The following is a 22,783-nucleotide window of genomic DNA, read 5'->3' as shown; positions in this document are numbered from 1 at the left end:
CGGCCCGACCGAACCTGCGTATGGTTGAGACGTTGGGTCTGTTCACGACATCCGAACCTGCGCGAAGGTTGATCGCGCGGTGGGCCTGCCGCAAAGCGGGGGCCCGAGAAGGAGAACGCGCATGGCGAGTGCCTCGCTGCCCGTCCTGTCCGCCGAGGGCGGACTCTCACGCTACCTCGACGAAATCCGCAAATTCCCGATGCTGGAGCCGAACGAGGAGTTCATGCTCGCCAAACGCTGGCGCGAGCATGGCGACCGGGACGCGGCCCATCGGCTCGTCACCTCACATCTTCGTCTCGTCGCCAAGATCGCGATGGGCTATCGCGGCTATGGCCTGCCGATCGGCGAAGTCGTCTCCGAAGGCAATGTCGGCCTGATGCAGGCCGTCAAGCGCTTCGAACCCGACAAGGGCTTCCGTCTCGCCACCTATGCGATGTGGTGGATCAAGGCGTCGATTCAAGAGTACATCCTGCGCTCCTGGTCGCTCGTGAAGATGGGCACCACGGCCAACCAGAAGAAGCTGTTCTTCAACCTGCGCAAGGCCAAGAGCAAGATCTCGGCTCTGGGCGAGGGCGACCTGCGCCCCGAGCAGGTCAAGAGCATCGCCACCAAGCTCGGCGTCAACGAGCAGGACGTGATCGACATGAACCGCCGTCTCGGCGGCGACGCATCGCTGAACACGCCGCTGCGCGAGGATGGCGAGGGCGAGTGGCAGGACTGGCTGGTCGACGACAGCGAGAGCCAAGAGCGTCGCCTCGCCGATTCGGAAGAGGCCGACAACCGCCACACGGCGCTGCGCGAGGCGCTCGAGGTGCTGAACCCGCGCGAGCGGCGCATCTTCGAGGCCCGTCGCCTCGCCGACGACCCGATCACGCTCGAGCAGCTCTCCGAGGAGTTCGGCGTGTCACGGGAGCGCGTCCGCCAGATCGAGGTCCGTGCCTTCGAGAAGGTGCAGGACGCGGTCAAGAAGGCGCTGACCCGCATCGAGGCGCCCCGCGCGGCGCTGCCTGCGGCCTGAGCGGCCTTCTTCTTCCGGACGAATTCAGGGGCGCGGCTTCCGCGCCCCTTTTTTCGTGGCTTGCGCTCAGTACAGAGCCGGCAGCGGCTGCACCGGCAGGCGGATGGGACCCAGATAAACCCGGCCCTCACGCAGCACGACCAGCGGAAGGGCCGTCAGCCCCGGCGCAGCGCCAGGCAGTTGCGCGCTGAGGCGCCCGCCGAGCAGCCCGCCGATGCCCGCAGCGAGCCCGCCGACCGGAATGCCGGCGATCTGGCGGATGCCCGCCAGCGAGGCCTGAATCTGGCCGGCTGGCCGATGCGTCTGGTCGATCAGGAACTGGCCGCTCGCCTCGATCCGGGCCGGGCCCTTGACCGAGAGCAGCTTCGTCACCTCGATCTGGCCGCCGGCCGTGCGCCAGGCTTCCAGCGCATCGGGGTTGAGGCCGATCCGGAACGCCTCCGACTGCGTCAACGTCGCCTGGATGTCGACATCGCCCGCTTCCGTTGTGCCCAGCAGCGCGTCCAGCGCCGGCAGAACCGAGCCCTTGGCGGCGATGGCGAGATCGATGGCCTGGTCCGCGGCCGGCCGCGACGGATTGCGGCGCAGATGCGCCTCGACGCTTGCCGCCCGCCAGGTCTCGGGCGTGAGGCCCGGCGCGCTCAGCTTGGCATCGGGCGCCGTTACCACGAGCGAGACCCGCTCCGGGCCGCCGGTGCCATGGCCTAGGCTCGCTTCCAGCCGCGTCCAGCCGAGATCGAGCTTGCGACCCTCCGGCAGATTCGCCTGCAGCGGCCCGGTGATCTGCGCGATCACGAGATTGGGCGTGTAGATCTGCCCGACCGCCACCGCCGGCCCGGTCTGCACCCGGACCGCCTCGCCCCAGCGCGCCGAGGCGAGCGCGAGCGCGCTGCAGCGCAGCTCGACGCGGAAGGGAAAGCCTGTGACGGACCGATCCGCGCAGGTCCAGCTGCGGCCGAGCCCCTCCTCGCGGGCGAGCGCGTTGTCGACCGCCTCCATGACGCGGCCGCGCACCACGAACCAGAAGGCCGTCCAGCCCAGCGCGACGACAAGGAGCAGCACGAAGGGAGCGTAGAGCCAGGCCCTGCTGCTGCGGCGGCCGGATTGGGGATCGGTCATGCGGGATCGGTCCATTGCGCGGATGCGGCGGGATTGTTAGCTCCGCCCGGGAGCGGAAGCCAGCCGGCACCTGCGGCCGGCGCCGCTTTCAAGCAGGGCCACGCGGCCGAATTATGGGACGACGGACGGTGGCACGCGAAAAGGACGGGATGGGCATGACGGCCGCCTTCGGGGAGACGGATCTCTGGGTCTTCGGCTATGGCTCGCTGATCTGGCGGCCGGGCTTCGACTTCGAGGAGAGCGTCCAGGCCAGGCTTCACGGCTATCACCGCTCGCTCTGCATCTTCTCGCATGTCCATCGCGGCACGCCGGAGCGTCCCGGACTGGTGCTGGGGCTCGACCGGGGCGGCATCTGCCGGGGGCTCGCCTTCCGCGTCGCGGCCGAGCGCGCGCAGGAGACGGTGGACTATCTGCGCGCCCGCGAGCAGGCGACCGCAGTCTATGTCGAGCGGCTGATGCCGGTGCGGCTGCAGGACGGCCGCGGCGTCACGGCGCTGGTCTATGTCGCCGACCGCAAGCACCTACAATATGCCGGGCGCCTGCCGCGCGAGCAGCAGCTCGACCTCGTCCGGCACGGGCGCGGCAGCTCGGGCGAAAACCCCGACTACGTGCTCCTGACCGACGAGCATCTGCGCAAGATGGGCATCTACGATCCGGTCCTGGCCGGGCTCGCCCAGGCGCTGGCACCGGGCGCGGCACCGCGACCGAAACTGTAGCGCCAGCCGGACGGCTCAGCCGTCCTCACACCTCCGGCATCAGGTCGAGCAGAGCGGCGCGGCGGCTGACGCCGTCCTCGGCAAGCAGATGCACATGGATCTCGGTCGCGCCCGCGACCGCGACCGCGCGCTGCCAGCGGCGCAGCGCCGCCTCGACGCCGAAGGGCCCGCTCTCGCGCGCGGCGAGGATGCGCCGGTCGGCGGACACCGCCAGCAGCACCGCGTCAGTGAACCCCAGCGCGTGATCGTCGCCGACGGCAAAGACCGAGGCGACATAGCGCCGGCCCGAGCGGCCGCGCCAGGCGGTGAAGCGGCGCTCGCCGAGGGCCGCCGTGCTGCGCATCGGCATCTCGCAGGCGCTTGCGTTCGCCGCCGGCTGTTCGGTCGTCAGGTCACGCGCGAAGAGATCGCGCTGCGGTCGGTCGAAGAGGCTGCGGCCGGGGCGCGGAACCTGCTGGCGATGGGCGAGAGCGGCCATGTCGTTCCTCCTTTGTTCCTGCGCAAAGTGAGAACGAAGCGAGGACAAGTCAAGAGCAACAGGCTGCCGGGATCAGCCCTGCTGCCGCGGCGTGTCAGCAGTGTTGGCCAGCGGATCAAGCCCTCGTGCGGCGAGTTCGGCCCGCCCCTGTGCCAGCAGGCGGTCGCTGGCGGTCTCGATCCGCTCCTGCAGCTCGCCATGGAAGGCGGCCTTGTCGAGACCGGCCGGGATCGCCGGCAGGATCTCGAGGCGGATCGTGCCGGGCCGGCGCAGGAACTTGCGGCGCGGCCAGTAGAGGCCGGAATTGAGCGCGACGGGCACGCAGGGGAGGCCGAGCTCGCCATAGATATGGGCGACACCGAACTTGTAGGCCGGCGGCGCGGCCGGCGGGCGACGCGTGCCCTCGGGAAAGATCAGGAGCTGGCGGCCGCGGTCGCGCAGCTCGGTCTTGGCCCTGCGCGTGACATGCGCCAGGGCGCGCGCCTTGCCGCCGCGATCGACAGGAATCATCCTCATCTTGATCAGGCACCAGCCGAAGAAGGGAATCCAGGTCAGCTCCCGCTTCAGGATGAAGACCGGATCCGGGAAGATCGTCACCAGGACGAAGGTCTCCCAGAAGGACTGGTGCTTGGCGGCGACGATCATGCCGCCCGCGGCGGGAATGTTCTCCCGGCCAGTGACCTCGTAATCCGTCCCGGCCACGACCTTCATCAGCCAGAGCGCGCTATGGGCCCAGGCGACGGTGATGGAGAGCAGCACCCGTTTGGGCAGCAGCAGCGCCGGCATGGCCGCGAAGACCAGCCAGAGCGACAGGTTCGCGTAGAAGAGGACGTTGAAGACGAGCGAGCGCAGGACGAGCATGGCGCGCCAAAGACCCCGCGGCCCGGCGCGCGTCAAGCGCCGCCTGCCGAATCAGCCGTCGTGATGCCCGCTTTTCGCCTGGCTGCGGCGCTCCTGCTCGGGCCCCATCAGTTCGGCCGGCTTGGAAGAGACCGGCTTGCGGCCGCCGATGATGACCGAGAGCCGCGAGGTCTCGGGATCGGTCTCGACGAGGCTGCGCAGGCGGGCCGCCAGATATTTCGCATATTCGGGCACCAGCACACGGATCGCGCTCCAGCGATACCACCAGCCACCGGTATCGATCTGGTCGGTCACGACGGGATGAGGCACGAGCCGCAAGCCCGGCATCGCATGGGCAAACTCGGCGATGGTGCGGGGCATGTGATAGTTCGAGGTCACGACCAAGAGCGAGCGGAAGTTGTGGCTGCGCACCCAGCGGCGGGCCTCGATGGCATTGCCGATGGTGTTGCGGGCGCGATAGTCGAGATCGACGCAGCAGCCGAGCAGCTCGCGGGCGGACGGGTTCAGCTTCGCGAGTTCCTCGCGGCCGGTCTTCTCGTTGACGCCGCTGATCAGGAGCCGCGAGCCGCGTTCGGCCCCGAGCAGGCCAATGGCATCGCCGACGCGCTGCGAGCCGCCCGTGACCACCACGATCGCATCGGTCCGCGGCACCGCCGACGGTTCATGCGCGACGATGGCCGAGGCGAAGCGGATATAGCCGAGGACCACGGCGGCCAGCAGGCCGAGAGGCAGCGCCAGCGCGAGCACCAGCGCCGCGCGCCGCGGGCCCGCACCCCTGTCGGCGCGAGCCGGCGCGGCCGGGCGCGTGAGAGGGGCCGTTCGCTCCTGCCTCATGCCGATCATAGCCATCGCCAAACCAAGCTATCGCGCCAATCGGGCATAAGCGCGGCAGGGCCCGAGAGGGCAGGAAGCGGCCGGCGCACCATCACGCCGACCCCTGGGCGAGCGCGTGCAGATGGTGCCGGACGGTGACGCGCGAGACGAGGCCCGAGATCGCGGCGACGACGACCGCCACCATCACCACCGCGACATAGCCGCCCCAGCCGATCTCGAAGGCGCCGAACATCGCCCGCAACTGCTCGGCCTCCGGCGCGCTGCTCCAGCGCGAGGCGAGGATGCCGAGCAGGGCGATGACGACGAGGGCCGCCCCGCCGCCGATCGCGCCGCCGCGCAGGCCCAGCCGCACGAAACGGCTCTGGAATTCGCGCGCGATGAAGTCGTCATCGGCGCCGACGAGATGCAGCACCTCGACGCTGTCGCGGCTGCCGGCCATGGCGCCGCGCGTCGCAAACGCCACCGCCAGCGCCGCAGCCGCCATCACCAGCAGCACCACAGCCGCGCCCGACAGGATGATCGTGCTCGCCATGGTCGAGAGCCGGCGCAGCCAGAGGCGGTGATCGTCGAGGATCGCGGTCGGCACCTCGCGGCGCAGCGCGGCGCCGAAACCGGCGAGGTCCGAAACGGCACTGGGCCGCAGCTTCAGCACGATCAGCCGCGGCACCGGCAATTCGACGAGGTCCAACCCGGTGCCGAGCCAGGGCTCCAGCAGCTTGTCCGATTCGGCGCGCGGGATCGGCTGCACGGCGGCGACGCCTTCGACTGCCCGGGCCATTGCCACGGCGCGGGCGATGTCGGCCTCGATGTCGCGGCGCGAATCGGGGCGGATCTGGATCGTCATCTCGTTGGAGACGGCGCCGCGCCATTGCTCGGAGGCGCGCGCGGCGAGCACGGCGGCCCCGGCGCTCAGCGCGGCCAGAAAGGTCAGGATCGCGATCACCGCCATCAGCGCCCGGCCGGCGACATTGTCGATCGGCACCAGCGGCTGGTCGCGCCGCAGATTGCTCGGGAGCGCCCGCTCCTCGCGCTCGACATCGTGCTGGCCGGACTCAGGCATCGACGTGAAGATGTCCGTCGGCCAGCACCAGGCGCGGCGCGTCGTAGAGCTCCATCAGGCCGAGATCATGGGTCGCGATCACCACGGCCGTGCCGAGCGATTGCAGCTCCATGAACAGCCGCAGCAGCCGCCGCCCGAGCGCGGGGTCGACATTGCCCGTCGGCTCGTCGGCGAGCACCAGTTCCGGCCGCCCGATCAGGGCGCGCGCGATCGCCGCACGCTGCTTCTCGCCGCCGGACAGGACGGGCGGCACGGCATGCATGCGCTCGCCCAGCCCGACCCAGCGCAACAGCTCGACGACCTCCGCGCGGTAGCTCGCCTCCTCCTTGCCCAGCACGCGCAGCGGCAGTGCGACATTCTCGTAGAGGGTGAGGTGATCGAGCAGTCGGAAATCCTGGAAAACGACGCCCATGCGGCGGCGAAAGGCGGTCAAGGTCGCGGCGTCGAGCCGCGAGACATCCTGCCCGAAAAGATGCACGAGGCCGCGCGTCGGCTGCAGCGCCATCAGCACGAGGCGCATCAGGGTCGTCTTCCCGGCCCCCGACGGGCCGGTGAGATACTGGAACGAGCGCGGCTCGATGCTGAAGGTGATGTCCTTCAGCACCTCCGGGCCCATGCCGTATCGCAGGCCGACATTCTCGAACCGAACCAAATCCCTGCGTCCCCGGGGCAGACAGCGAATCTTCGCGACCGATCCTACACCCGTTGCCGGTGGCGCGGAGAGCCGTCGCGACGGAGCATGGCGCGAAGTTCTTCACGCGACGTTAACCATCCCGGCCGCCAATGGGTGGGCGCCCCCCAGATCCGGGCGCGGGCTCGAACCGCTCGGGAACCGCCGGCCGCCGCCATGCTGATCGTCTGCCCATCCTGCGCCAGCCGCTACGAACTCGACGGCGCCAAGCTCGGCCCCGACGGGCGCAAGGTGCGCTGCGCGAGCTGCCAGACGCTCTGGCACGTTGCGCCCGAGCCCGAGCTGCCCGAGGCTCCGACGCCCGAGGAAACCCAAGCCCTTCTCAACGAGGAACTCGAGCAGGCCGCCGCGGTCGACGCCCAGGTCTCGGCCGTGACGGCCGAGGGCCAGAGCACCGACGGTCAAGGCACGGATGGCCAGGGTGCGGAAAGTCACGGTGCCGAGGGCCCGGACGCCACCGGCCCGGCCCATCCGCGCGGCAAGCGCGGCCATCGTCCTGGCCGCAAGGGCTCCAAGGCCAAGGTGAAGCCCTCGCGCGCGGTCGTCGCCGCTGCGGCGCTCTCGCTGCTCGGGGTCGCCCTGCTCGGTGGTCTCATCATGGAGCGTGACCGCGCAGCGCGGGCCGCCCCGCAACTCGCCGACGTCTTCGAGAAGCTCGGCTTCCCGGTCAATATCCGCGGGCTGAAGCTCGGCGCGATCGAGAGCGGCCTCGTCGACGATGCGGCCGGTCGGTTCCTCGTGGTCGAGGGCGACGTTACCAACATCACCAAGAGCCAGACGCGCGTGCCGCCGATCGAGGTCGCGGTGCAGGATGCCTCCGGGCAGACGCTCTACAGCTGGAAAACCGATCCGCCCCGCCCCGAACTGGAGCCGGCGGAGCTGATGCGCTTCCGTGCAAGGCTGGCCGCGCCGCCGGCGACGGGCCAGACCGTTCTGGTGCGATTCGCCGCTTCCGGCCCCGCCGCGCCGGGACGCCCCTGAGCGGCCGGAGCGCTCCGGCGACGGTGCCGGCGCGCGCGGGCCTGTTCAGTTCGGATCAGGCGCTCTAAACCTCAGACCACACATCATCTCCAGGACGCGCCCCCGCGGGGCGCTCCGTGAAAGGACGACCACATCATGTCGGAGCCACGGCGCATCAGGGTGCTGTACGACGAAGCGACGATCGCGCGCCGCAACGAGGAGATGGCGGCTGCGATCGCCGCGACGGCCCCGGCCGACCTGCTCGTGGTCGCGGTCCTCAAGGGCAGTTTCATGTTTGTCGCCGACCTGATCCGCGCCATGCACCGCGTCGGCATGACGCCGCAGGTCGAGTTCGTGCATCTCTCGAGCTACCGCGCGGCCACCGTCTCCTCCGGCCAGGTCGAGATCCTGCGCGATGTGCAAAGCGACGTCCGCGGGCGCGAGGTGCTGCTCGTCGACGACATCCTGGAATCGGGCCGTACGTTGGCCTTCGCCAAGGACCTGCTCGCGGCGCGCGGCGCCGCCAAGGTGTCCTCCGCCGTTCTGCTGGAGAAGCCTGGCAAGCGTGCGGTCAATATCGTGGCCGAGCATGTCGGCTTCGAATGCCCGGACTATTTCGTTGTCGGCTATGGCATGGATGTTGCCCATTCCTATCGGCAGCTGCCCTATGTCGGCGTCATCGAAACCGCCGACCAGGCCGGCCTCCCGGGGATCTGAGCCATGTCGCGTATTCTGGTGGTCGATGACGAGGAGCCGCTGCGGACGCTGGTGGCCCGCGGCCTGGCCATGGACGGCCATTCCTGCCTGACGGCGGCCGACGGCGCCGAGGCGCTCGACACGCTGATCGCCGAGGGCGGGCATTTCGACCTGCTCTTGACCGACATCCGCATGCCGCTGATGGACGGGATCGCGCTGGCGCTGGCCGCCAAACAGGCCTTTCCGGACCTGCCGATCATGCTGATGACCGGCTATGCCGAGCAGCGCGAGCGCGCCCGCAGCCTCGACGCCATCGTGGAGGAGGTGATGACCAAGCCCTTCACCATCGCCGAACTGCGCAGCACGGTGTTGAAAGTGATCGAACGCTCGATCGGCTGAAGCGCCTTATTAGCGGTTCAGCCACCAGATCGAGACGTTCAGCAGCGTCGCAAACGAGACCCAGGCGACATAGGGCCATTGCAGATTCGCGGCCAGACGATCCAGCCGGGCAAAGAGAGCGATCGTGACCAGGATCATCGCCAGGAAGGGCACGATCACCAACAGGCCGCCGAGCGGGCTGTTGAGGCCGAAGAAGACGCAGGACCAGGCGAGGTTGAGCGCGAGCTGCACGTGATAGGCGATCATCGCCCTGGCCCGCCCCGGCGTGCCCGCCGGCAGCCGCAGGATGCGCCAGACGCCATAGGCCATCAGCGCGAACAGCGTCGTCCAGACCGGGCCGAACACCCAGTTGGGCGGGTTGAAGGGCGGCTTGGCGATCGTCGGGTACCAGGTCAGGACCTGCGGGATGGTGACGGCATTGCCGAGCAGCGACACCGCGACGACGGGCAGGATCGCGATCAGGGCGTCGATCCAGAACGGGCGGGGACGTGCGGGCGCGAGGGATGGCGGCGTGCTCATGATCGTGACATGGAGGCGCCCTGCGCCCATGGCAAGGTCGCAGCTCTTGCGCCGGGCCCCCGGCCTGCGCCAGATGCGTTTTTAGTCCCTCCTGGAACTTTCGCGGATCGTCATGCCCCAGCGCCCCTTCCACCCCCGCTCGCTCGCCGCCCAGGCCATGGGCAAGATCGACCCGCTGACCAAGGGCGTCGTGCCGCCGATCCATGTCTCGACGACCTATATCCGCGACGAGGACAACGGCTATTCCGGCGGCTTCGTCTATGGCCGGCCCGACAACGAGACGACGCGCGAGGCCGAGAGCGTGCTTGCCATGCTGGAGCAGGCCAAGGCCGGCGCGCTGCTGTTCGGCTCCGGGATGGCGGCAGCGACCGCCGTCTTCCAGGCGCTCTCGCCGGGTGATCATGTCGTCGCCTCCAAGGTGATGTACTGGGCGCTGCGCTCCTGGCTGCTGACGGAAGCGACCCGCTGGGGCCTCGTCATCGACTTCGTCGAGACGGACGACCTCGCCGCGCTGCAGGCGGCGATGAAGCCCGGAAAGACCAAGCTGGTCTGGGCCGAGACGCCCTCGAACCCGCTCTGGACGATCACCGACATCGCGGCCGCCGCCGAGATCGCCCACAAGGCCGGCGCCAAGCTCGCGGTGGACTCGACCTGCGCCTCGCCCGTGCATACGCGCCCGCTGCAGCTCGGCGCAGACATCGTCATGCATGCCGCGACCAAGGTGCTGAACGGCCATTCCGACGTGGTCGCCGGCGCGCTCTGCGCCCGCGAGGACGACGAATTCTGGAACCGCATCAAGACCGTGCGCAAGGGCCAGGGCGGCATTCTCGGCCCCTTCGAGGCCTATCTGCTGATGCGCGGCATGCGCACGCTCCATGTCCGGCAGGAGCGCCAGAGCGCCTCGGCGATGACGCTGGCGCAGAAGCTCTCGGCCCATCCGCTGGTGGCGCGCGTGCTCTATCCCGGCCTGCCGCAGCATCCCGGCCACGACATCGCCGCGCGCCAGATGGAAGGCGGCTTCGGCTACATGCTCTCGGTGCAGGTGGTCGGCGGCGAGGCGGCGGCGGTCAAGGCTGCCGCGCATGTCGAACTGTACAAGCGCGCGACCTCTCTCGGCGGCGTCGAGAGCCTGATCGAGCATCGCGCCTCGATCGAGGGCGCGGGTTCGCCCTGCCCGCCCGACCTGCTGCGCCTCTCGACCGGCATCGAGGATCTCGACGACCTCTATGCCGACCTCGACCAAGCGCTGAAGGCCGGGCACGCATAAGAACCCGGCCCGCACGTCATGGTCGGGCTTGACCCGACCATCTCGGAAACCAGAGGCAACGGGTCGTGAGATTCTCGGGTCAAGCCCGAGAATGACGCAGATCTCCGACGCAGATCTCAGACCCAGATCGTCTTCGCCAGCGCCAGCAACCGGCGGCGCTGCGAAAGCCCGTTGCGCCCGCCATTGATCAGCCTCGTCACCGCGACGACGTCGTCGGCATCGGCGGCTTCGTTGCAGCCGCGGTCGCGCCAATAGGCGAAGGCGATGGCCAGCGAGACCGCCGGCTCCTTGGCCCGCTCGGGCGAGCCTTCGAGGTCGACGGCGATCAGCGCCCCGTAGTGGCGGTAATTGGCGCGCCCCGTCAGCTGGAAGAGGCCACGCCCGTGATAGCGCACGCCGTCGCCGGCCTGCGTGTTGCCGAGATCGCGGCGCCCGTCATAGCGGGCGAAATAGGCGCGCCCGCCATACTCCTCCAGCGTCCGGAAACGGTCGCTTTCATGGGCGGCCTGGGACAGGAAATGGCAGAGCTGCAGGCGGGTGATGATCCCGGCCGCCGCAGCCGACCGGTCGAACGAAGCGGCGAGCCCCTCGATGATCGCGGCCCGCCCCTGCGGTGCCAGCCGCAACAGGCGCTCCCGCGTCACCGACAGGGCTGCAGACGTCGGAGGAACGCCGGCATCCGCACCGCTTCGCTGCATCGACATGGCCGCCCTCCCGAAAGGAGGCCATCATGGTCCCCGCGGCGTCGGCGGGGATCGGCAGGGCAACTTGTCCCCGCTCAACTGTAGGAGCGCACCAGCCCGCCGATCAGCAGGTTCCAGCCGTCGATCAGGACGAAGAAGATCACCTTGAAGGGCAGCGAGATCACGGTGGGCGGCAGCATCATCATGCCCATCGACATCACGATCGTCGCGACGATCATGTCGATCACCAGGAAGGGCAGCGCGATCAGGAAGCCGATCTCGAAGGCGCGCCTGAGTTCCGAGATCATGAAGGACGGAATCAGCACCCGCAGATCGACCGCCTGCGACGGGTCCTGCGGGCGGATGCCGGCCGGCGCCAGATCGGCGAAGAGGCGTAAGTCCTGCGGCCGCGTCTGCGCCAGCATGAAGTCGCGGAACGGCGCTGTGATCTTCGCATAGGCCTCGCTTTCGCTGATCCGGTTCTCGACCAGCGGCAGCACGCCGTCCTGCCAGGCCTTGTCGAAGGTCGGCGCCATTACGAAGAAGGTCATGAACAGCGCCAGGCTGACCAGGATCAGATTGGCGGGCGTGCTCTGCAGGCCGAGCCCCGAGCGCAGGAAGGACAGCGCGATCACGAAGCGGCTGAAGCTGGTGACCATCATCAAGAGCCCGGGCGCGACCGAGAGCACCGTCAGCATCGCCACGATCTGGACGATGCGGCCCGAGGCCGAGGCGCCGCCCGGTGGCAGCAGGCCCTCCAGCCCGAAGGACTGCGCCTGCGCGGCGGCCGTGCCGGCGAGCAGGGTCGAGAATACCGCGAGGATCCGGATCACTGCACCACCAGCGTTTCGATGACGATGTCGCGCACGACGCCCTTGGAGCGGATCGCGACGCGCTCGGTCAGGTCCTCGCGCAAATTGCGCAGGCCGGCCGCCCCTTCCATCTGCTGCGCGGTGACGCTGCGCAGGAAGCCGAGGATGTCCTCGGTGATGGCGCCGACCAGCGGGTCGGCGCCCAGCGCTGTCTTCTGCTCGAGCAGCAGGGCCGCCTCCAGCCGCACCCAGGTATTGGCCGGAGCCGCGAGATTGGTGACGATCGGCGGCAGCTTCTTCATCACCAGCGTCCCGGTCATCTGCGGGTTGACCGCGAGATCGGGCGTCGCCGCCTCCATCCGCTTCATCACCGTGCTCTCGACCGTGCCGACGACCCGGAAGCCCCAGAGCGCGCCGGCCGCCGCCGCCAGCGCGGTTAGGATCAGCACCGGCGCAGCCGCCAGCAGCGCCCGCGGCGGCAGCCGCCGACCTTGGCGCAGGCCTTGGCGCGGGCCGGGCAGCCTGGGCAGAGAGCGCGCCATCAGAAGGGGGTGACCTTGTCGACGAGCTGCTGGCCCCAGGCCGGCTGCTGCACCTCCATGCCGCGGCCGCGCCCGCCATAGGAGATTCGCGCCTCGGCGATCTTCTCGTAGGAGACGACATTGTTGCCGGTGATGTCGCGCGGGCGCACGATGCCGGTGACGTTGAGCACGCGCATGTCGTAGTTGACGCGCACCTCCTGCGAGCCGTTGATGACGAGATTGCCGTTGGGCAGGATCTCGGTGACCACGGCGGCGACCGACATCTCGACCTCTTCCGAGCGGTCGGTCAGGCCCCGGCCGCGCGAGGAGGTATCGGAGCTGGCGTTCGCGCTCGCCGACGCATCACCCGAGGCGCCGTTGAAGTTCGCGAGGAAGCCGAGGCCGTATTTCGCCGCGGAATTGCGCGAGCGATCCGACTTGTTGTCGAGCTTGGCCTTGTCGTTGATCGAGATCTTCACCGTGACGACGTCGCCCGTCTTCATGGCGCGGGTGTCGCGGAAGAGGTCCTCGCTCTGGCGGGTGTAGATCGAGTTGAAGGCAACATCGACGCCCCGGCCCGCCGGCGTGCCAAGTGGAATGGCATCGCGCTGGACGGCCAGGCCGCTGCCGACACGCGATAGGGTGGGCTCGCGGTTGAGCTCGGCCATGTCGGTGCCGCAGCCGGCGAGGGTGACGGCACAGGCCACCAGGAGGAACGGCTTCATCGGGTCTGAACTCCGGTTGGGGGCGTCGTCGAAAGGGCACGCCGGCCGCCCATCACCTCGGCGAGCTGGGCGGCGCGCGAGGCCTCCATCTCGTTGAGGACGGCGCTCGCGGCCCGTGGGGGTAGCTTGCTGAGCACGGCCACCGCCACGCCCTGATCCATGGCCGAGAGCTGGAGCGCGGCGGCATCGGGGCGCATCCGCGCGAAAATGTCGGTCATGCGGGCCTCGGCCTGTTTCACCTCGGCAGCGCGCTGGTCGGTCAGCATCTGCAGCTCGGCCTTGCGCTCATCGAGCTTCTTCAGGGTGTCGGCGAGCTTCGCCTCCAGCCCCTTCAGCGCATTCGCCTGCCAGGCGAAGCGGGCCTCCGCAGCGGGATCGCGGATCGCGGCGCAGTAGCTCGCCGCATCCGAGGTCAGGGCGGCCGGGGCGGCCGTAGGCGGCGTCTGGGTCGGGGCCGCTCCGGCTCCAGAACGGGGCGCCAGCAGCAGCACCGGCAGCAGGAACAGGATGGAAAAAGGCTTCGACGGCATGGCGCCCCTCGGCTCGATGGTCGATGGTTTGCTTCTAGCGGGCGTCGCTTTCGCGGGGCTGGCGCGGCGCGAGGCCGGCGCCGAACCGGCGCGCTACTGCACGACGAGGTCGGCCTGAAGAGCGCCCGCGGTCTTGATCGCCTGCAGGATCGCGATGATCCCCGCCGGCTTCAGCCCGATCTGGTTGAGGCCGCGCACCAGCGTGTGCAGGTTCGCGCCGTTGATGATGGCGAGCCGGCCATTGCCCTGCTGCGCCTCGATCTGCGTGCGCGGCACAACCACCGTCTGGCCGTTGCTGAGCGGTTCCGGCTGCGAGACCATCGGCGTTTCGGTGACGCGCACCGTCAGGTTGCCATGGGTCACGGCGACCGTGGAGATCTTGACGTCGCGTCCGATCACCACCGTGCCGGTGCGCTCGTCGACGACGACGCGGGCAGGCGAATCCGGCTCCAGCGTCAGCCGCTCGATCTCGGCGATGAAGCGCGCCGTCGACATGTTCGGCGGTCGCGTCAGGCTGATCGTGCGGTGGTCGAGCGCGAAGGCGACGGTCGATTTGTAGCGCTCGCGGGTGAAGGCGTTGATCGCGCCGGCGACGCGCTCGGCCGTGACGAAATCCGGGTTCCGCAGCTCGAGCGAAAGCACATGCAGCGTCGCGAGCTGGTCGGGGATCTGGCGCTCGACGAGGGCACCGCCGGGAATGCGCGCGGCCGTGGTCACCCCCTGCGTCAGCCGCTCGGCCTCGCCCTGGGCGGAGAAACCCGACACGTTGAGGCGGCCTTGCGCCAGCGCATAGGTCTGCCCGTCCGCTGCCAGAAGCGAGGTGACGACGAGCGTGCCACCCAGCAGCGAGGTCGCATCCCCCATCGAGGCGACGGAGACGTCGATGCGGCTGCCGCGCCCGGCGAAGGCCGGCAGATCTGCCGTCACGATCACTGCCGCGACATTGCGTGTGCGCAGCGCCGAGTTGCGGACGTTCACGCCCAGCCGGTCGAGCATGGATTGCAGCGCCTGGCCGGTGAAGGGCGAGTTGCGCACGCTGTCGCCCGTGCCCTGCAGGCCGATGACGAGCCCGTAGCCGACAAGCTGGTTGTCGCGCACGCCCTGCAGCCCGGCGATGTCCTTGATCCGCACCGAGGCACGGGCCGGCAGGGCACCGGTCAGCGCGAGGGCGAGCGCGCAGAGGCCGACGATCAGTCGCGAGGCGAGCGCCATCATTCGCTCCCGACGCGGATCGTGCCGTCCGCCTGGACGACGCCGACCACGATCAGCCCGGTGTCGGGATTGCGCGCCTTGACCATCTCGTTGACCGAGGCCGAGGCCATCGGCTCGACGATGCCGGTGATGACGAGGTCGCTCTCGCGGAACACAACCTGGGTCGGCACGCCGCGGCGCACCACCTTGGCATCATCGACCGCGTTGAGCGGGATCGGCTGGCCCGGCAGCAGCGTGCGCCGCACGACCTTGCCGACCAAAGCGAGCCGGTTGTCCACCGCCACCCGCCCCGCCACCCGGAAGGCGCGATCGACCAGATGCACATCGGCGATGACGTCGCCCGGATAGAGCGTGACCGACGGGACCGGCAGCGTCACCGCCGCCGGGTTGGCCTGGACCGGGCCGGTCGCGAGCATGGCGAGACCAGCGGCGAGAGCGGCCGCGGCGAAACCCTTCCGGCGCAGCGTCGGGTGGACCATCACGCGCCTCACCGGATGCCGTTGGAGACGGTGCCGGCCATCTGGTCGGCGGCGGTGATGACCTTGGCGTTCATCTCATAGGCGCGCTGCGCCGCAATCAGCGCCGTGATCTCCTTCACCGGATCGACGTTCGACGCCTCGAGATAGCCCTGGCGCAGTTTGCCGAAGCCGATCGCGGTCGGGTTGCCGTCGGTCGGCTGCCCCGAGGCCACGGTCTCGCGGTAGAGGTTGCCGCCGAGCGGCTCGAGCCCGGCATCATTGGCGAAATTCGCCAGCGTGATCTGGCCGAGTTGGCGCGGCTGCACCTCGCCCGGGATCTTGGCGAGCACCAGCCCGGATTCGTTGACGGTGACGTCGACCGCATCGGCCGGGACCCGGATCGCCGGATCGAGCAGATAGCCATCGGCCGTGACGATGTCGCCATCGGCATTGGTGTTGAAGGTGCCCGCGCGGGCAAAGAGCGTCTCGCCTTCCGGGGCCGTGACCTTGAACCAGCCGCGCCCGTCGATGGCGAGGTCGAGCCGGTTGCCGGTCTGCGTCATCGCACCCTGGATGTGCAGGTTGCGGATCGCGGCGGCGCGCACGCCGAGCCCGAGCGAAGCGCCCTCGGGGATCGAGCCGTCGCCGCCGCGATTGGGCACGCCGCGCGAGCGCTCGGTCTGATAGAGCAGGTCGGTGAACTCCGGGCGCGCCCGCTTGAACGACGTCGTGTTGATGTTGGAGATGTTGTTGGCGATGACCTCGACATTGAGCTGCTGCGCGCTCATGCCGGTGGCCGCGATGGCGAGGACTTTCATCGGCTTCGTTCCTCAGATCGCCATGTGCATGAATTCTTGGTAGGCGCCGACGACCTTGTCGCGCATCGCCATGGCGAGCTGCAGCGACTGCTCGGCCGACATCACCGCCTGGACGACGTCCTGAACGGCCGCCTTGCCCTGGATGCCGGCCACCGCCTGGCTCTCGCCCTCGGCGAGCTTGTCGACGAAGTTCTGCGCCACATTGGCGAAGACGGAGCCGAAATCGGCGCCGGGCTGGGCCGCGCCCGTCGTGGCGGCCGCGCCCTGGCGCAGGCTGGCGCCACCGAGTCCCGACAGACCCTGTGTGACCTGGCTCGCGACCGGCGCGAGAGCGGAAATCGCGTTGAGCATCAGCCGTTCCTCAAAAGATCGATGGTCATGGATTGCATCGAGCGCGCCTGCTTGATCATCTGCAGGTTGGCCTCGTAGGAGCGGTTCGCCTCGCGCATGTCGGCCATTTCGAGCAGCAGCGAGACGTTGGGCATCTTGACGTAGCCCTTCTCGTCGGCGGCCGGATGGCTCGGCTCGAACTCGACACGGAAGGGTGCCTTGTCGACGCCGACGCCCTTGATCTTGACGAGCGAGACGCCCAGGGCCCGGTTCATCGCGCTCTCGAAGGTCACGGTCTTGCGGCGGTAGGGATCGGCCCCGCGGGTCGTGCCGGTGGCCTGGGCGTTCGCCAGGTTCTCCGAGACGACGCGCACCCGCGTCGACTGGGCCTGGAGGCCGGCACCGGCGATCTTCATCGAAGCGTCGAGAGGGTCGATCATGGCTCTGTACTCACTCTGGACAGTATTCGAGCGACGAATGCTTGCGCGGGGCTGGTCAGCCCTTGATCGCGGTCATCATCATCCGGTGGAAGCTACGCACGATGTTCGTCGTGAAGGCGTGGTTGCGGCTGATCTCGCCGGCCTTGAGCATTTCCTGCTCGAGGCTGACCGAATTGCCGGAATGGACGGTGGACCAGCTGTTCGACTTGCGCGGCCGGGCGGTCAGCGCGTCGGCCGGCGTCGAGCTGATATGGTTCGGCTCGGTCGCCGCCAGCGACAGCGTGGTCTTGCGCACCACGGCCTCGAACGGCTCGACATCGCGCGCGGTATAGCGCGGCGTATTGGCATTCGCGATGTTCTGCGAGACGGCGTTCTGTCGAACGGCCAGCCAGCGCGACTGCTGGGCGGCGAGATCGAAGAGATGGATGGGCTCCACCGGAAGCCTCCCTTGTCGTGACCAGACGACATTAGGAGGATTGACTTGCGTGAAGCTGGTCTCGACAAAATTGCGAGAGATAAAGCTGGAGCGAAGACTGTCGAAGACGCACGGCAAGGCCGGCCCCGGCCCTGCGGCCGGGGTGTAAGTCAGGAGATCGTGTAACCGAGATAGCGCTTGGACTCGATCGGGTCGTAGCCGAGCCGCTCGCGCAGTTTCTTGCGCAGCTTGCTGACATGGCTCTCGACCACGGCCTCGTCGACCTCGGCATCGAACAGGCCGTAGACGGCGTTGAAGACCTGGGTCTTGGTGACCCAGCGGCCGCGATTGCGCATCAGGAATTCGAGGATGCGGCGCTCGCGGCGCGGTAGCGCCATCTGTTCGCCGGCGACCTCGGGGTCGCTGCCGTCGAAATGCACCTTGATCTCGCCGATCGTGACCTCGTCATCGGTGGCGCGCCGCTTCTCGGCACGGCGCTGCATCGCATTCACCCGGGCCAGGATCTCCCGCACATGCACCGGCTTGCGGACCACGTCGTCGACGCCCGCGGCGAAGAGCTCCAGCGTCTTTTCGAGCGAAGAGGCCTCGTTCATGGCAATCACCGGCGCCTGCGAACGGCGGCGGATCATGGTCGGGAAGGTCGAGCGCTCGGCACAGTCGCCGATCAGGAAGGCCTCGACGCTGTTGAGATGGTCCGCCGAGGTGTCCTCGACCCATTCCTGGAAGCGCGAGGGGGTGAAACCGATCGCCGGAACACCCTCGCCAGTAAACAGAGACTGATATCCTTCGGTTACGAGAACCCGATCATCGATCACGATATACATGGATACCCCCCAGCATCGGTACAACTCCCCCTCAAAAGAGCTGGAAGCAGTCTGACGCTAGGGACCGTCTTCGTCATGGTCAATGCAAGATCGAGACGATGACAGGCGAGATGAAACACTGCGGAAACCTCGATTAAAGACCGTTATACGGATTTATAAGAAAGCGTATACTTTTCATTAACCCTCGAAATTTAGCCGCGACCGCACCTGAACCGGGCCTCGGCAGAACCACTGCTTTCCGGCCGGCCGGTCGCCAAATCAGGCGCGCGGGAGCGCCTATAGTATATGGAGTCGAATCCAACGTATTCGTCGGTCGTTTCCTGTCAAAATTGAATCAAAAGCTCACCATCGTCCGGCGAAAGCTTCGGGCAAGCAACTCCAGATCAGATGAGCCTCGAAAGCTTGGCTTGGAGATCGGCAGATGAGCATTTTCGGGATCATGCGCACCGGCGTATCCGGCATGGCCGCCCAGGGCAGCAAGCTGGGCGCGGTCAGCGACAACATCGCGAACGTCAACACCGTCGGCTACAAGCGCGCCTCGACCGAGTTTTCCTCGCTGATCTCCGAAGGGAACCACAGCGAATACAATTCCGGCGGCGTCGAAACGACGACGCGCTACGCGATCTCCGACGAGGGCCTGATCATGGGCTCGACCTCGAAGACGGACCTCGCCATCAAGGGCAACGGCTTCTTCGTCGTCACCGATGCCGGCGGCACGCCCTACATGACCCGCGCCGGTGCCTTCGTGAAGAACGGCAGCCAGGAACTGGTCAATTCGGCCGGCTTCTACCTGATGGGCTACCCGATCCAGAACGGCGACCCGACCGTCGTCGCCAACAGCCTCGACGGGCTGGAGCGCATCAACCTCGCCAATGTCGCCTATGAGGCCAACCCGACGGTGAGCGGCACGCTGAAGGGCGTGCTCGACTCCAATGCCGCGGTGATCGCGCCGGGCACCCTGCCCTCCGACAACGTCGCCGGCAGCACCTATTCGAGCAAGGCCTCGATCGTCTCCTACGACAATCTCGGCAACAAGAAATTCCTGGACGTCTACATGGCCAAGACCGGAACGGCGCTCGACACCTGGCAGGCGGTGGTCTTCGACCAGGCGGCCGCGACCGCCGGCGGCTTCCCCTATGCGGGCGGCCCGCTCGCCAACGTCGCGCTGGCCTTCGGCCCGACCGGCCAGCTCACCACCGCACCGGCGAATTTCACCGTCGCCATTCCCGGCGGCGCCACCGCCACGATCGACTTCAGCCAGGTCTCGCAGGTCGCGACCGGCGAGACCGCGCTCGAACTCGCCGTCGACGGCAACGCCCCGAGCGCGGTCGAGAGCGTCGACATCGCCAATGACGGCACCGTCTACGCCGTCTTCGAGAACGGCGCCCGGCGCGCGACCTACCGCATCCCGCTCGCCACCGTGCCGAGCCCGGACCAGCTGACCCCGCAATCGGGCAATGTCTATTCGGTCAGCGACCGCTCGGGCGACGTCATCGTCGGCTTCCCCGAGAGCGGCAGCTTCGGCTCGATCCGCTCCGGGGCGCTGGAGCAGTCCAATGTCGACCTCGCCACCGAGCTGACCGCGATGATCGAGTCGCAGCGCAGCTACACGGCGAATTCGAAGGTCTTCCAGACCGGCTCGGAAATCCTCGACGTCCTCGTCAACCTGAAGCGCTGAGCGCAGCCGAAAGCGAGACGGGGACCCTGCCATGAGCCTGTCATCCGCCCTGAACGTGGCGCAGTCCTCCCTGACCGCGACCTCGACCCAGACCTCCGTGCTCTCGCGCAACGTCGCCGGCGCCGACGACCCCAACTACAACCGCAAGGCCGGCACGCTGGTGACCACCTATGGCGGTGCGGTCAGGATCGCCTCGATCAGCCGTGCCGTGGACTCGGTGCTCTTCGCGGCCAAGCTCGGCTCCACCGCGACGACCTCAGGGCAGCAGGCGATCGTCGATGCGCTCGACCAGCTGGAAGCCACGGTCGACGACCCCGAGCTCGACCAGTCGCTCGCGGCCAAGCTCGGCGCGCTGACAAACGCGCTCCAGCAGTACGGCGTGACGCCGGACGATCCCTTGCTCGCGCAGAACGTGCTGACCAAGGCGACCGAGATGGTCCGCAGCCTCAACGCCGCCAGCGAGGCGGTGCGCACCGTCCGCCAGCAGGCCGATGCCGACATGGCGCTCGGCGTCGAGCGGGTGAACGGCCTGCTCAAGGAGTTCGAGGTCGCCAACCGCGCCATCGTCAAGGGCAGCCAGTCGGGCGCCGACATCACCGACCAGCTCGACACGCGCGACCGCATCCTCTCCCAGCTCTCGGAGGAGATGGGCATCAGCGTGGCGACGCGTCCCAACAACGACATGGTGATCTACACCGATGGCGGCGTGACCCTGTTCGAAACGGTGCCGCGCAGCGTCGCGATGGTGCCGAGCTTCGCGCTCGGCGCCGGCACGCCCGGCAACGCGGTCTATGTCGACGGCGTGCCGGTCACCGGCCCCAACGCGATCATGCCGCTGAAATCCGGCCAGATCCACGGCTCGGCGATCGTCCGCGACGAGATCACCGTCACCTATCAGAGCCAGCTCGACGAGATCGCCCGCGGGCTGATCGAGGTCTTCGCCGAGAGCGACCAGACCGGCGTGGGTCCCGACCAGGCGGGGCTCTTCACCTACGGCCCGCCGCCCGGCCCCGCCGCCATTCCCGCCACCGGCGTGACGGTGGCGGGGCTCGCCGGCGCGATCCGCATCAACGCCAATGCCGACCCGTCCCAGGGCGGCGATCTCGACCGGCTGCGCGACGGCGGCATCTCCGACCCGCTGGACCCCAACTACAGCTACAATGCCAGCGGCGCCGCAGGCTTCCCCGACCGCATCCAGGGCCTGCTGACCGCGCTCGGCACAAGCCGCAATTTCGACCCCGCCACCGGCGCCGACCCGACCGACACACTCGTCGGCTTCGCCGGCTCCTCGGTCGGCTGGTTGGAGGCGCAGCGCCAGACCTCGACGCAGACGCTCGGCTACGAAACCGCGCTGCTGCAACGCACGACGGCCGCGCTGTCGAACGTCACCGGCGTCGACATCAACGAGGAGATGACGCTGATGATGGAGCTGGAGCGCTCCTTCAACGCCTCGTCGACCCTGATCTCGACCATCGACCGGATGCTCGAGGCGCTGCTGCAGGCCGTGAGGTAACGACCATGAAGACGAGCTTCATCTCGAACTATTCGCTCTCCGGCACGCTGCGCAACGCCGTCGCGAAGGCCCGCGACAGCCTGGCCGACGCCACCCAGGAATCGACCACGGGCCGCTATGCCGATATCGGGCTGACGCTCGGCGGCAGCACCGGCAAGACGGTCGGCCTGCGTGACCAGTACGACCGGCTGAACGGCATCGTCGACACCAACGGCCTCGTCGCCTCGCGGCTGGAGGTGACGCAGAAGGCGCTCGACGGCATGCGCGAGACCGCCGAGCAGTTCCTCGCCACGCTGATCAGCGTGCGCGACGGCGACAAGGGCGCCGAGGTCCTGAAATCGGAGGCGAAGAACAATCTCCAGGCGCTGACGGCGTCGCTCAACGCCTCCTCCAGCGGCCAGTTCCTTTTCGCCGGTATCAACACGCAGCAGCGGCCGATGACCGACTATTTCGCCACCCCGGCCCCGGGCAACAAGGTCGCGATCGACGCTGCCTTCGCCGGCTATTTCGGCTTCGCGCAGAACGCGCCCGCCGTCGCCAACATCACGCAGGCCGACATGACGACCTTCCTGCAGACCGTGCTGCCGGCGGAGTTCGCCAATCCCGCCTGGGGCACGAACTGGTCCTCGGCGCTCGACCAGAACATGACCGGCCGGATCTCGCTGAGCGAGGTCGTCGAGGTCTCGACCAACGCCAACACGCAGACCATGCGCGACCTCGCCATGGCCTACACCATGGCCTACGACCTCGGTACCGAGACCCTCAACACCAACGCCTTCCGCGCCGTCGTCGACGCCAGCATCGAGAGCGTCAACAAGGCGATCCTCGGCCTCACGGCGACGCAGGCGCAGCTCGGCGCCATCGAGGAGCGGGTCAAGGTCTCGAGCGAGCGGCTCACCATCCAGCGCGACATCGTCGCCAAGCAGATCCAGGGCTTCGAGAACGTCGATCCCTACGAGGCCAATGTCCGCGTCACCGACCTGACGACGCAGCTCGACACCGCCTATGCGCTGACCGTCCGGATCCAGCAGCTCAACATCCTGAAGTTCATGAGCTGACCCTGCGCCCGGCCGCTCCACGCCGCCGGGCGCCCCGCCATCCGCGCTCGCCTCCCGCTCCGGCTCCGCCGGCGCGACCGGGCGGCTGCGCGCCGAAGCCCGCCCTCCCGTCCACCGTCCGGAGATG

At 68.5% G+C, this 22,783-nt stretch carries 28 protein-coding genes; 9 read left to right on the top strand and 19 right to left on the bottom strand.

What is annotated here, in order from left to right; genetic code table 11:
* Positions 1 to 121 precede the first annotated feature (121 nt).
* Positions 122 to 1,018, top strand: a complete 897-nt coding sequence (gene rpoH / locus ABIE41_RS05630; protein ID WP_192644876.1) for an RNA polymerase sigma factor RpoH — start codon at positions 122 to 124, stop codon at positions 1,016 to 1,018.
* Between the two features lie 66 nt (positions 1,019 to 1,084).
* Here rpoH and ABIE41_RS05625 read toward each other — a convergent pair whose 3' ends face one another.
* Positions 1,085 to 2,137: a DUF2125 domain-containing protein gene (locus ABIE41_RS05625; protein ID WP_192644875.1), complete on the bottom strand. Its 1,053-nt coding sequence runs from the start codon at positions 2,135 to 2,137 to the stop codon at positions 1,085 to 1,087.
* Between the two features lie 155 nt (positions 2,138 to 2,292).
* Between ABIE41_RS05625 and ABIE41_RS05620 the strand changes: the two genes are divergently transcribed.
* Positions 2,293 to 2,853: a gamma-glutamylcyclotransferase gene (locus ABIE41_RS05620; protein WP_465247112.1), complete on the top strand. Its 561-nt coding sequence runs from the start codon at positions 2,293 to 2,295 to the stop codon at positions 2,851 to 2,853.
* A gap of 25 nt (positions 2,854 to 2,878) precedes the next feature.
* Here ABIE41_RS05620 and ABIE41_RS05615 read toward each other — a convergent pair whose 3' ends face one another.
* From ABIE41_RS05615 to ftsE, 5 genes are all read right to left on the bottom strand, one after another.
* On the bottom strand, positions 2,879 to 3,331 hold the full coding sequence (locus tag ABIE41_RS05615) for a hypothetical protein (protein ID WP_192644874.1): 453 nt from the start codon (positions 3,329 to 3,331) through the stop codon (positions 2,879 to 2,881).
* Between the two features lie 72 nt (positions 3,332 to 3,403).
* Complete coding sequence (locus tag ABIE41_RS05610; protein ID WP_192644873.1) at positions 3,404 to 4,192, bottom strand: lysophospholipid acyltransferase family protein; 789 nt, start codon at positions 4,190 to 4,192, stop codon at positions 3,404 to 3,406.
* Positions 4,193 to 4,243: 51 nt separating this feature from the next.
* Entirely contained in the window at positions 4,244 to 5,026 is a 783-nt protein-coding gene (locus tag ABIE41_RS05605) for a YdcF family protein (RefSeq protein WP_192644872.1), read from the bottom strand.
* Positions 5,027 to 5,117: 91 nt separating this feature from the next.
* Positions 5,118 to 6,086 (bottom strand): cell division protein FtsX, encoded by a 969-nt coding sequence (locus tag ABIE41_RS05600; RefSeq protein WP_192644871.1) that lies wholly within the window; start codon positions 6,084 to 6,086, stop codon positions 5,118 to 5,120.
* Entirely contained in the window at positions 6,079 to 6,738 is a 660-nt protein-coding gene (gene ftsE / locus ABIE41_RS05595) for a cell division ATP-binding protein FtsE (protein ID WP_066723944.1), read from the bottom strand. Before ftsE ends, ABIE41_RS05600 begins: the two co-directional genes overlap by 8 nt.
* Positions 6,739 to 6,933: 195 nt before the next feature.
* Here ftsE and ABIE41_RS05590 point away from each other — a divergent pair, with 195 nt between their 5' ends.
* The 3 genes from ABIE41_RS05590 (at position 6,934) to ABIE41_RS05580 (ending at position 8,832) form a co-directional block, all read left to right on the top strand.
* The gene (locus ABIE41_RS05590; RefSeq protein WP_192644870.1) at positions 6,934 to 7,758 is read left to right on the top strand and encodes a DUF3426 domain-containing protein; all 825 of its coding nucleotides are present in this window, start codon (positions 6,934 to 6,936) and stop codon (positions 7,756 to 7,758) included.
* Between the two features lie 135 nt (positions 7,759 to 7,893).
* A complete protein-coding gene (gene hpt / locus ABIE41_RS05585) occupies positions 7,894 to 8,454 on the top strand; it encodes a hypoxanthine phosphoribosyltransferase (protein WP_192644869.1) in 561 nt (186 codons plus the stop codon).
* Positions 8,455 to 8,457: 3 nt separating this feature from the next.
* Positions 8,458 to 8,832, top strand: a complete 375-nt coding sequence (locus tag ABIE41_RS05580; RefSeq protein ID WP_192644868.1) for a response regulator — start codon at positions 8,458 to 8,460, stop codon at positions 8,830 to 8,832.
* A 9-nt stretch (positions 8,833 to 8,841) separates the two neighbouring features.
* On the opposite strand, the gene ABIE41_RS05575 is transcribed toward ABIE41_RS05580, so the two are convergent.
* Complete coding sequence (locus ABIE41_RS05575; RefSeq protein ID WP_354191792.1) at positions 8,842 to 9,381, bottom strand: TspO/MBR family protein; 540 nt, start codon at positions 9,379 to 9,381, stop codon at positions 8,842 to 8,844.
* Positions 9,382 to 9,463: 82 nt separating this feature from the next.
* On the opposite strand from ABIE41_RS05575, the gene ABIE41_RS05570 reads away from it, so the two are divergent.
* Positions 9,464 to 10,618 (top strand): trans-sulfuration enzyme family protein, encoded by a 1,155-nt coding sequence (locus tag ABIE41_RS05570; protein ID WP_192644867.1) that lies wholly within the window; start codon positions 9,464 to 9,466, stop codon positions 10,616 to 10,618.
* Positions 10,619 to 10,734: 116 nt separating this feature from the next.
* Here the strand turns inward: ABIE41_RS05570 and ABIE41_RS05565 are convergent, their stop codons facing one another.
* The 12 genes from ABIE41_RS05565 to ABIE41_RS05510 all read right to left on the bottom strand — a co-directional run bounded on the left by ABIE41_RS05565 (position 10,735) and on the right by ABIE41_RS05510 (position 18,407).
* Positions 10,735 to 11,322 carry a glycoside hydrolase family 19 protein gene (locus ABIE41_RS05565; protein WP_192644866.1) on the bottom strand — a complete coding sequence of 196 codons (588 nt, stop codon included), beginning with the start codon at positions 11,320 to 11,322 and terminating at the stop codon, positions 10,735 to 10,737.
* Between the two features lie 74 nt (positions 11,323 to 11,396).
* Entirely contained in the window at positions 11,397 to 12,134 is a 738-nt protein-coding gene (gene fliP, locus ABIE41_RS05560) for a flagellar type III secretion system pore protein FliP (RefSeq protein WP_192644865.1), read from the bottom strand.
* A complete protein-coding gene (locus ABIE41_RS05555) occupies positions 12,131 to 12,655 on the bottom strand; it encodes a flagellar basal body-associated FliL family protein (RefSeq protein ID WP_192644864.1) in 525 nt (174 codons plus the stop codon). Before ABIE41_RS05555 ends, fliP begins: the two co-directional genes overlap by 4 nt.
* On the bottom strand, positions 12,655 to 13,359 hold the full coding sequence (gene flgH / locus ABIE41_RS05550; protein WP_192644863.1) for a flagellar basal body L-ring protein FlgH: 705 nt from the start codon (positions 13,357 to 13,359) through the stop codon (positions 12,655 to 12,657). The genes ABIE41_RS05555 and flgH overlap by 1 nt, the downstream gene beginning before the upstream one ends.
* Entirely contained in the window at positions 13,356 to 13,889 is a 534-nt protein-coding gene (locus tag ABIE41_RS05545) for a MotE family protein (protein ID WP_192644862.1), read from the bottom strand. The genes flgH and ABIE41_RS05545 overlap by 4 nt, the downstream gene beginning before the upstream one ends.
* A 93-nt stretch (positions 13,890 to 13,982) precedes the next feature.
* Positions 13,983 to 15,104 carry a flagellar basal body P-ring protein FlgI gene (flgI, locus tag ABIE41_RS05540; protein ID WP_465247081.1) on the bottom strand — a complete coding sequence of 374 codons (1,122 nt, stop codon included), beginning with the start codon at positions 15,102 to 15,104 and terminating at the stop codon, positions 13,983 to 13,985.
* A complete protein-coding gene (flgA, locus tag ABIE41_RS05535) occupies positions 15,101 to 15,580 on the bottom strand; it encodes a flagellar basal body P-ring formation chaperone FlgA (protein WP_192644860.1) in 480 nt (159 codons plus the stop codon). Before flgA ends, flgI begins: the two co-directional genes overlap by 4 nt.
* A gap of 8 nt (positions 15,581 to 15,588) precedes the next feature.
* Entirely contained in the window at positions 15,589 to 16,377 is a 789-nt protein-coding gene (gene flgG / locus ABIE41_RS05530; protein ID WP_192644859.1) for a flagellar basal-body rod protein FlgG, read from the bottom strand.
* 12 nt (positions 16,378 to 16,389) lie between these two features.
* Complete coding sequence (fliE, locus tag ABIE41_RS05525) at positions 16,390 to 16,728, bottom strand: flagellar hook-basal body complex protein FliE (RefSeq protein WP_192644858.1); 339 nt, start codon at positions 16,726 to 16,728, stop codon at positions 16,390 to 16,392.
* Complete coding sequence (gene flgC, locus ABIE41_RS05520) at positions 16,728 to 17,147, bottom strand: flagellar basal body rod protein FlgC (RefSeq protein WP_069053030.1); 420 nt, start codon at positions 17,145 to 17,147, stop codon at positions 16,728 to 16,730. Before flgC ends, fliE begins: the two co-directional genes overlap by 1 nt.
* 55 nt (positions 17,148 to 17,202) lie before the next feature.
* A complete protein-coding gene (gene flgB, locus ABIE41_RS05515; RefSeq protein ID WP_192644857.1) occupies positions 17,203 to 17,583 on the bottom strand; it encodes a flagellar basal body rod protein FlgB in 381 nt (126 codons plus the stop codon).
* Between the two features lie 149 nt (positions 17,584 to 17,732).
* Positions 17,733 to 18,407, bottom strand: a complete 675-nt coding sequence (locus tag ABIE41_RS05510; protein WP_192644856.1) for a response regulator transcription factor — start codon at positions 18,405 to 18,407, stop codon at positions 17,733 to 17,735.
* A gap of 421 nt (positions 18,408 to 18,828) precedes the next feature.
* On the opposite strand from ABIE41_RS05510, the gene ABIE41_RS05505 reads away from it, so the two are divergent.
* Genes ABIE41_RS05505 through ABIE41_RS05495 form a run of 3 tightly spaced genes read left to right on the top strand, consistent with a single transcriptional unit; the run spans position 18,829 to position 22,656 of the window.
* Positions 18,829 to 20,085 carry a flagellar hook protein FlgE gene (locus ABIE41_RS05505; RefSeq protein ID WP_192644855.1) on the top strand — a complete coding sequence of 419 codons (1,257 nt, stop codon included), beginning with the start codon at positions 18,829 to 18,831 and terminating at the stop codon, positions 20,083 to 20,085.
* Between the two features lie 31 nt (positions 20,086 to 20,116).
* Positions 20,117 to 21,598, top strand: a complete 1,482-nt coding sequence (flgK, locus tag ABIE41_RS05500) for a flagellar hook-associated protein FlgK (protein WP_192644854.1) — start codon at positions 20,117 to 20,119, stop codon at positions 21,596 to 21,598.
* Between the two features lie 5 nt (positions 21,599 to 21,603).
* Positions 21,604 to 22,656: a flagellar hook-associated family protein gene (locus ABIE41_RS05495; protein WP_192644853.1), complete on the top strand. Its 1,053-nt coding sequence runs from the start codon at positions 21,604 to 21,606 to the stop codon at positions 22,654 to 22,656.
* The last annotated feature ends 127 nt before the right edge of the window (positions 22,657 to 22,783 follow it).

It is taken from the genome of Bosea sp. OAE506 (assembly GCF_040546595.1).
GTDB lineage: Bacteria > Pseudomonadota > Alphaproteobacteria > Rhizobiales > Beijerinckiaceae > Allobosea.
Note: the sequence above shows the minus strand (reverse complement) of the source record. Positions and strands in the feature narration are given on the sequence as shown.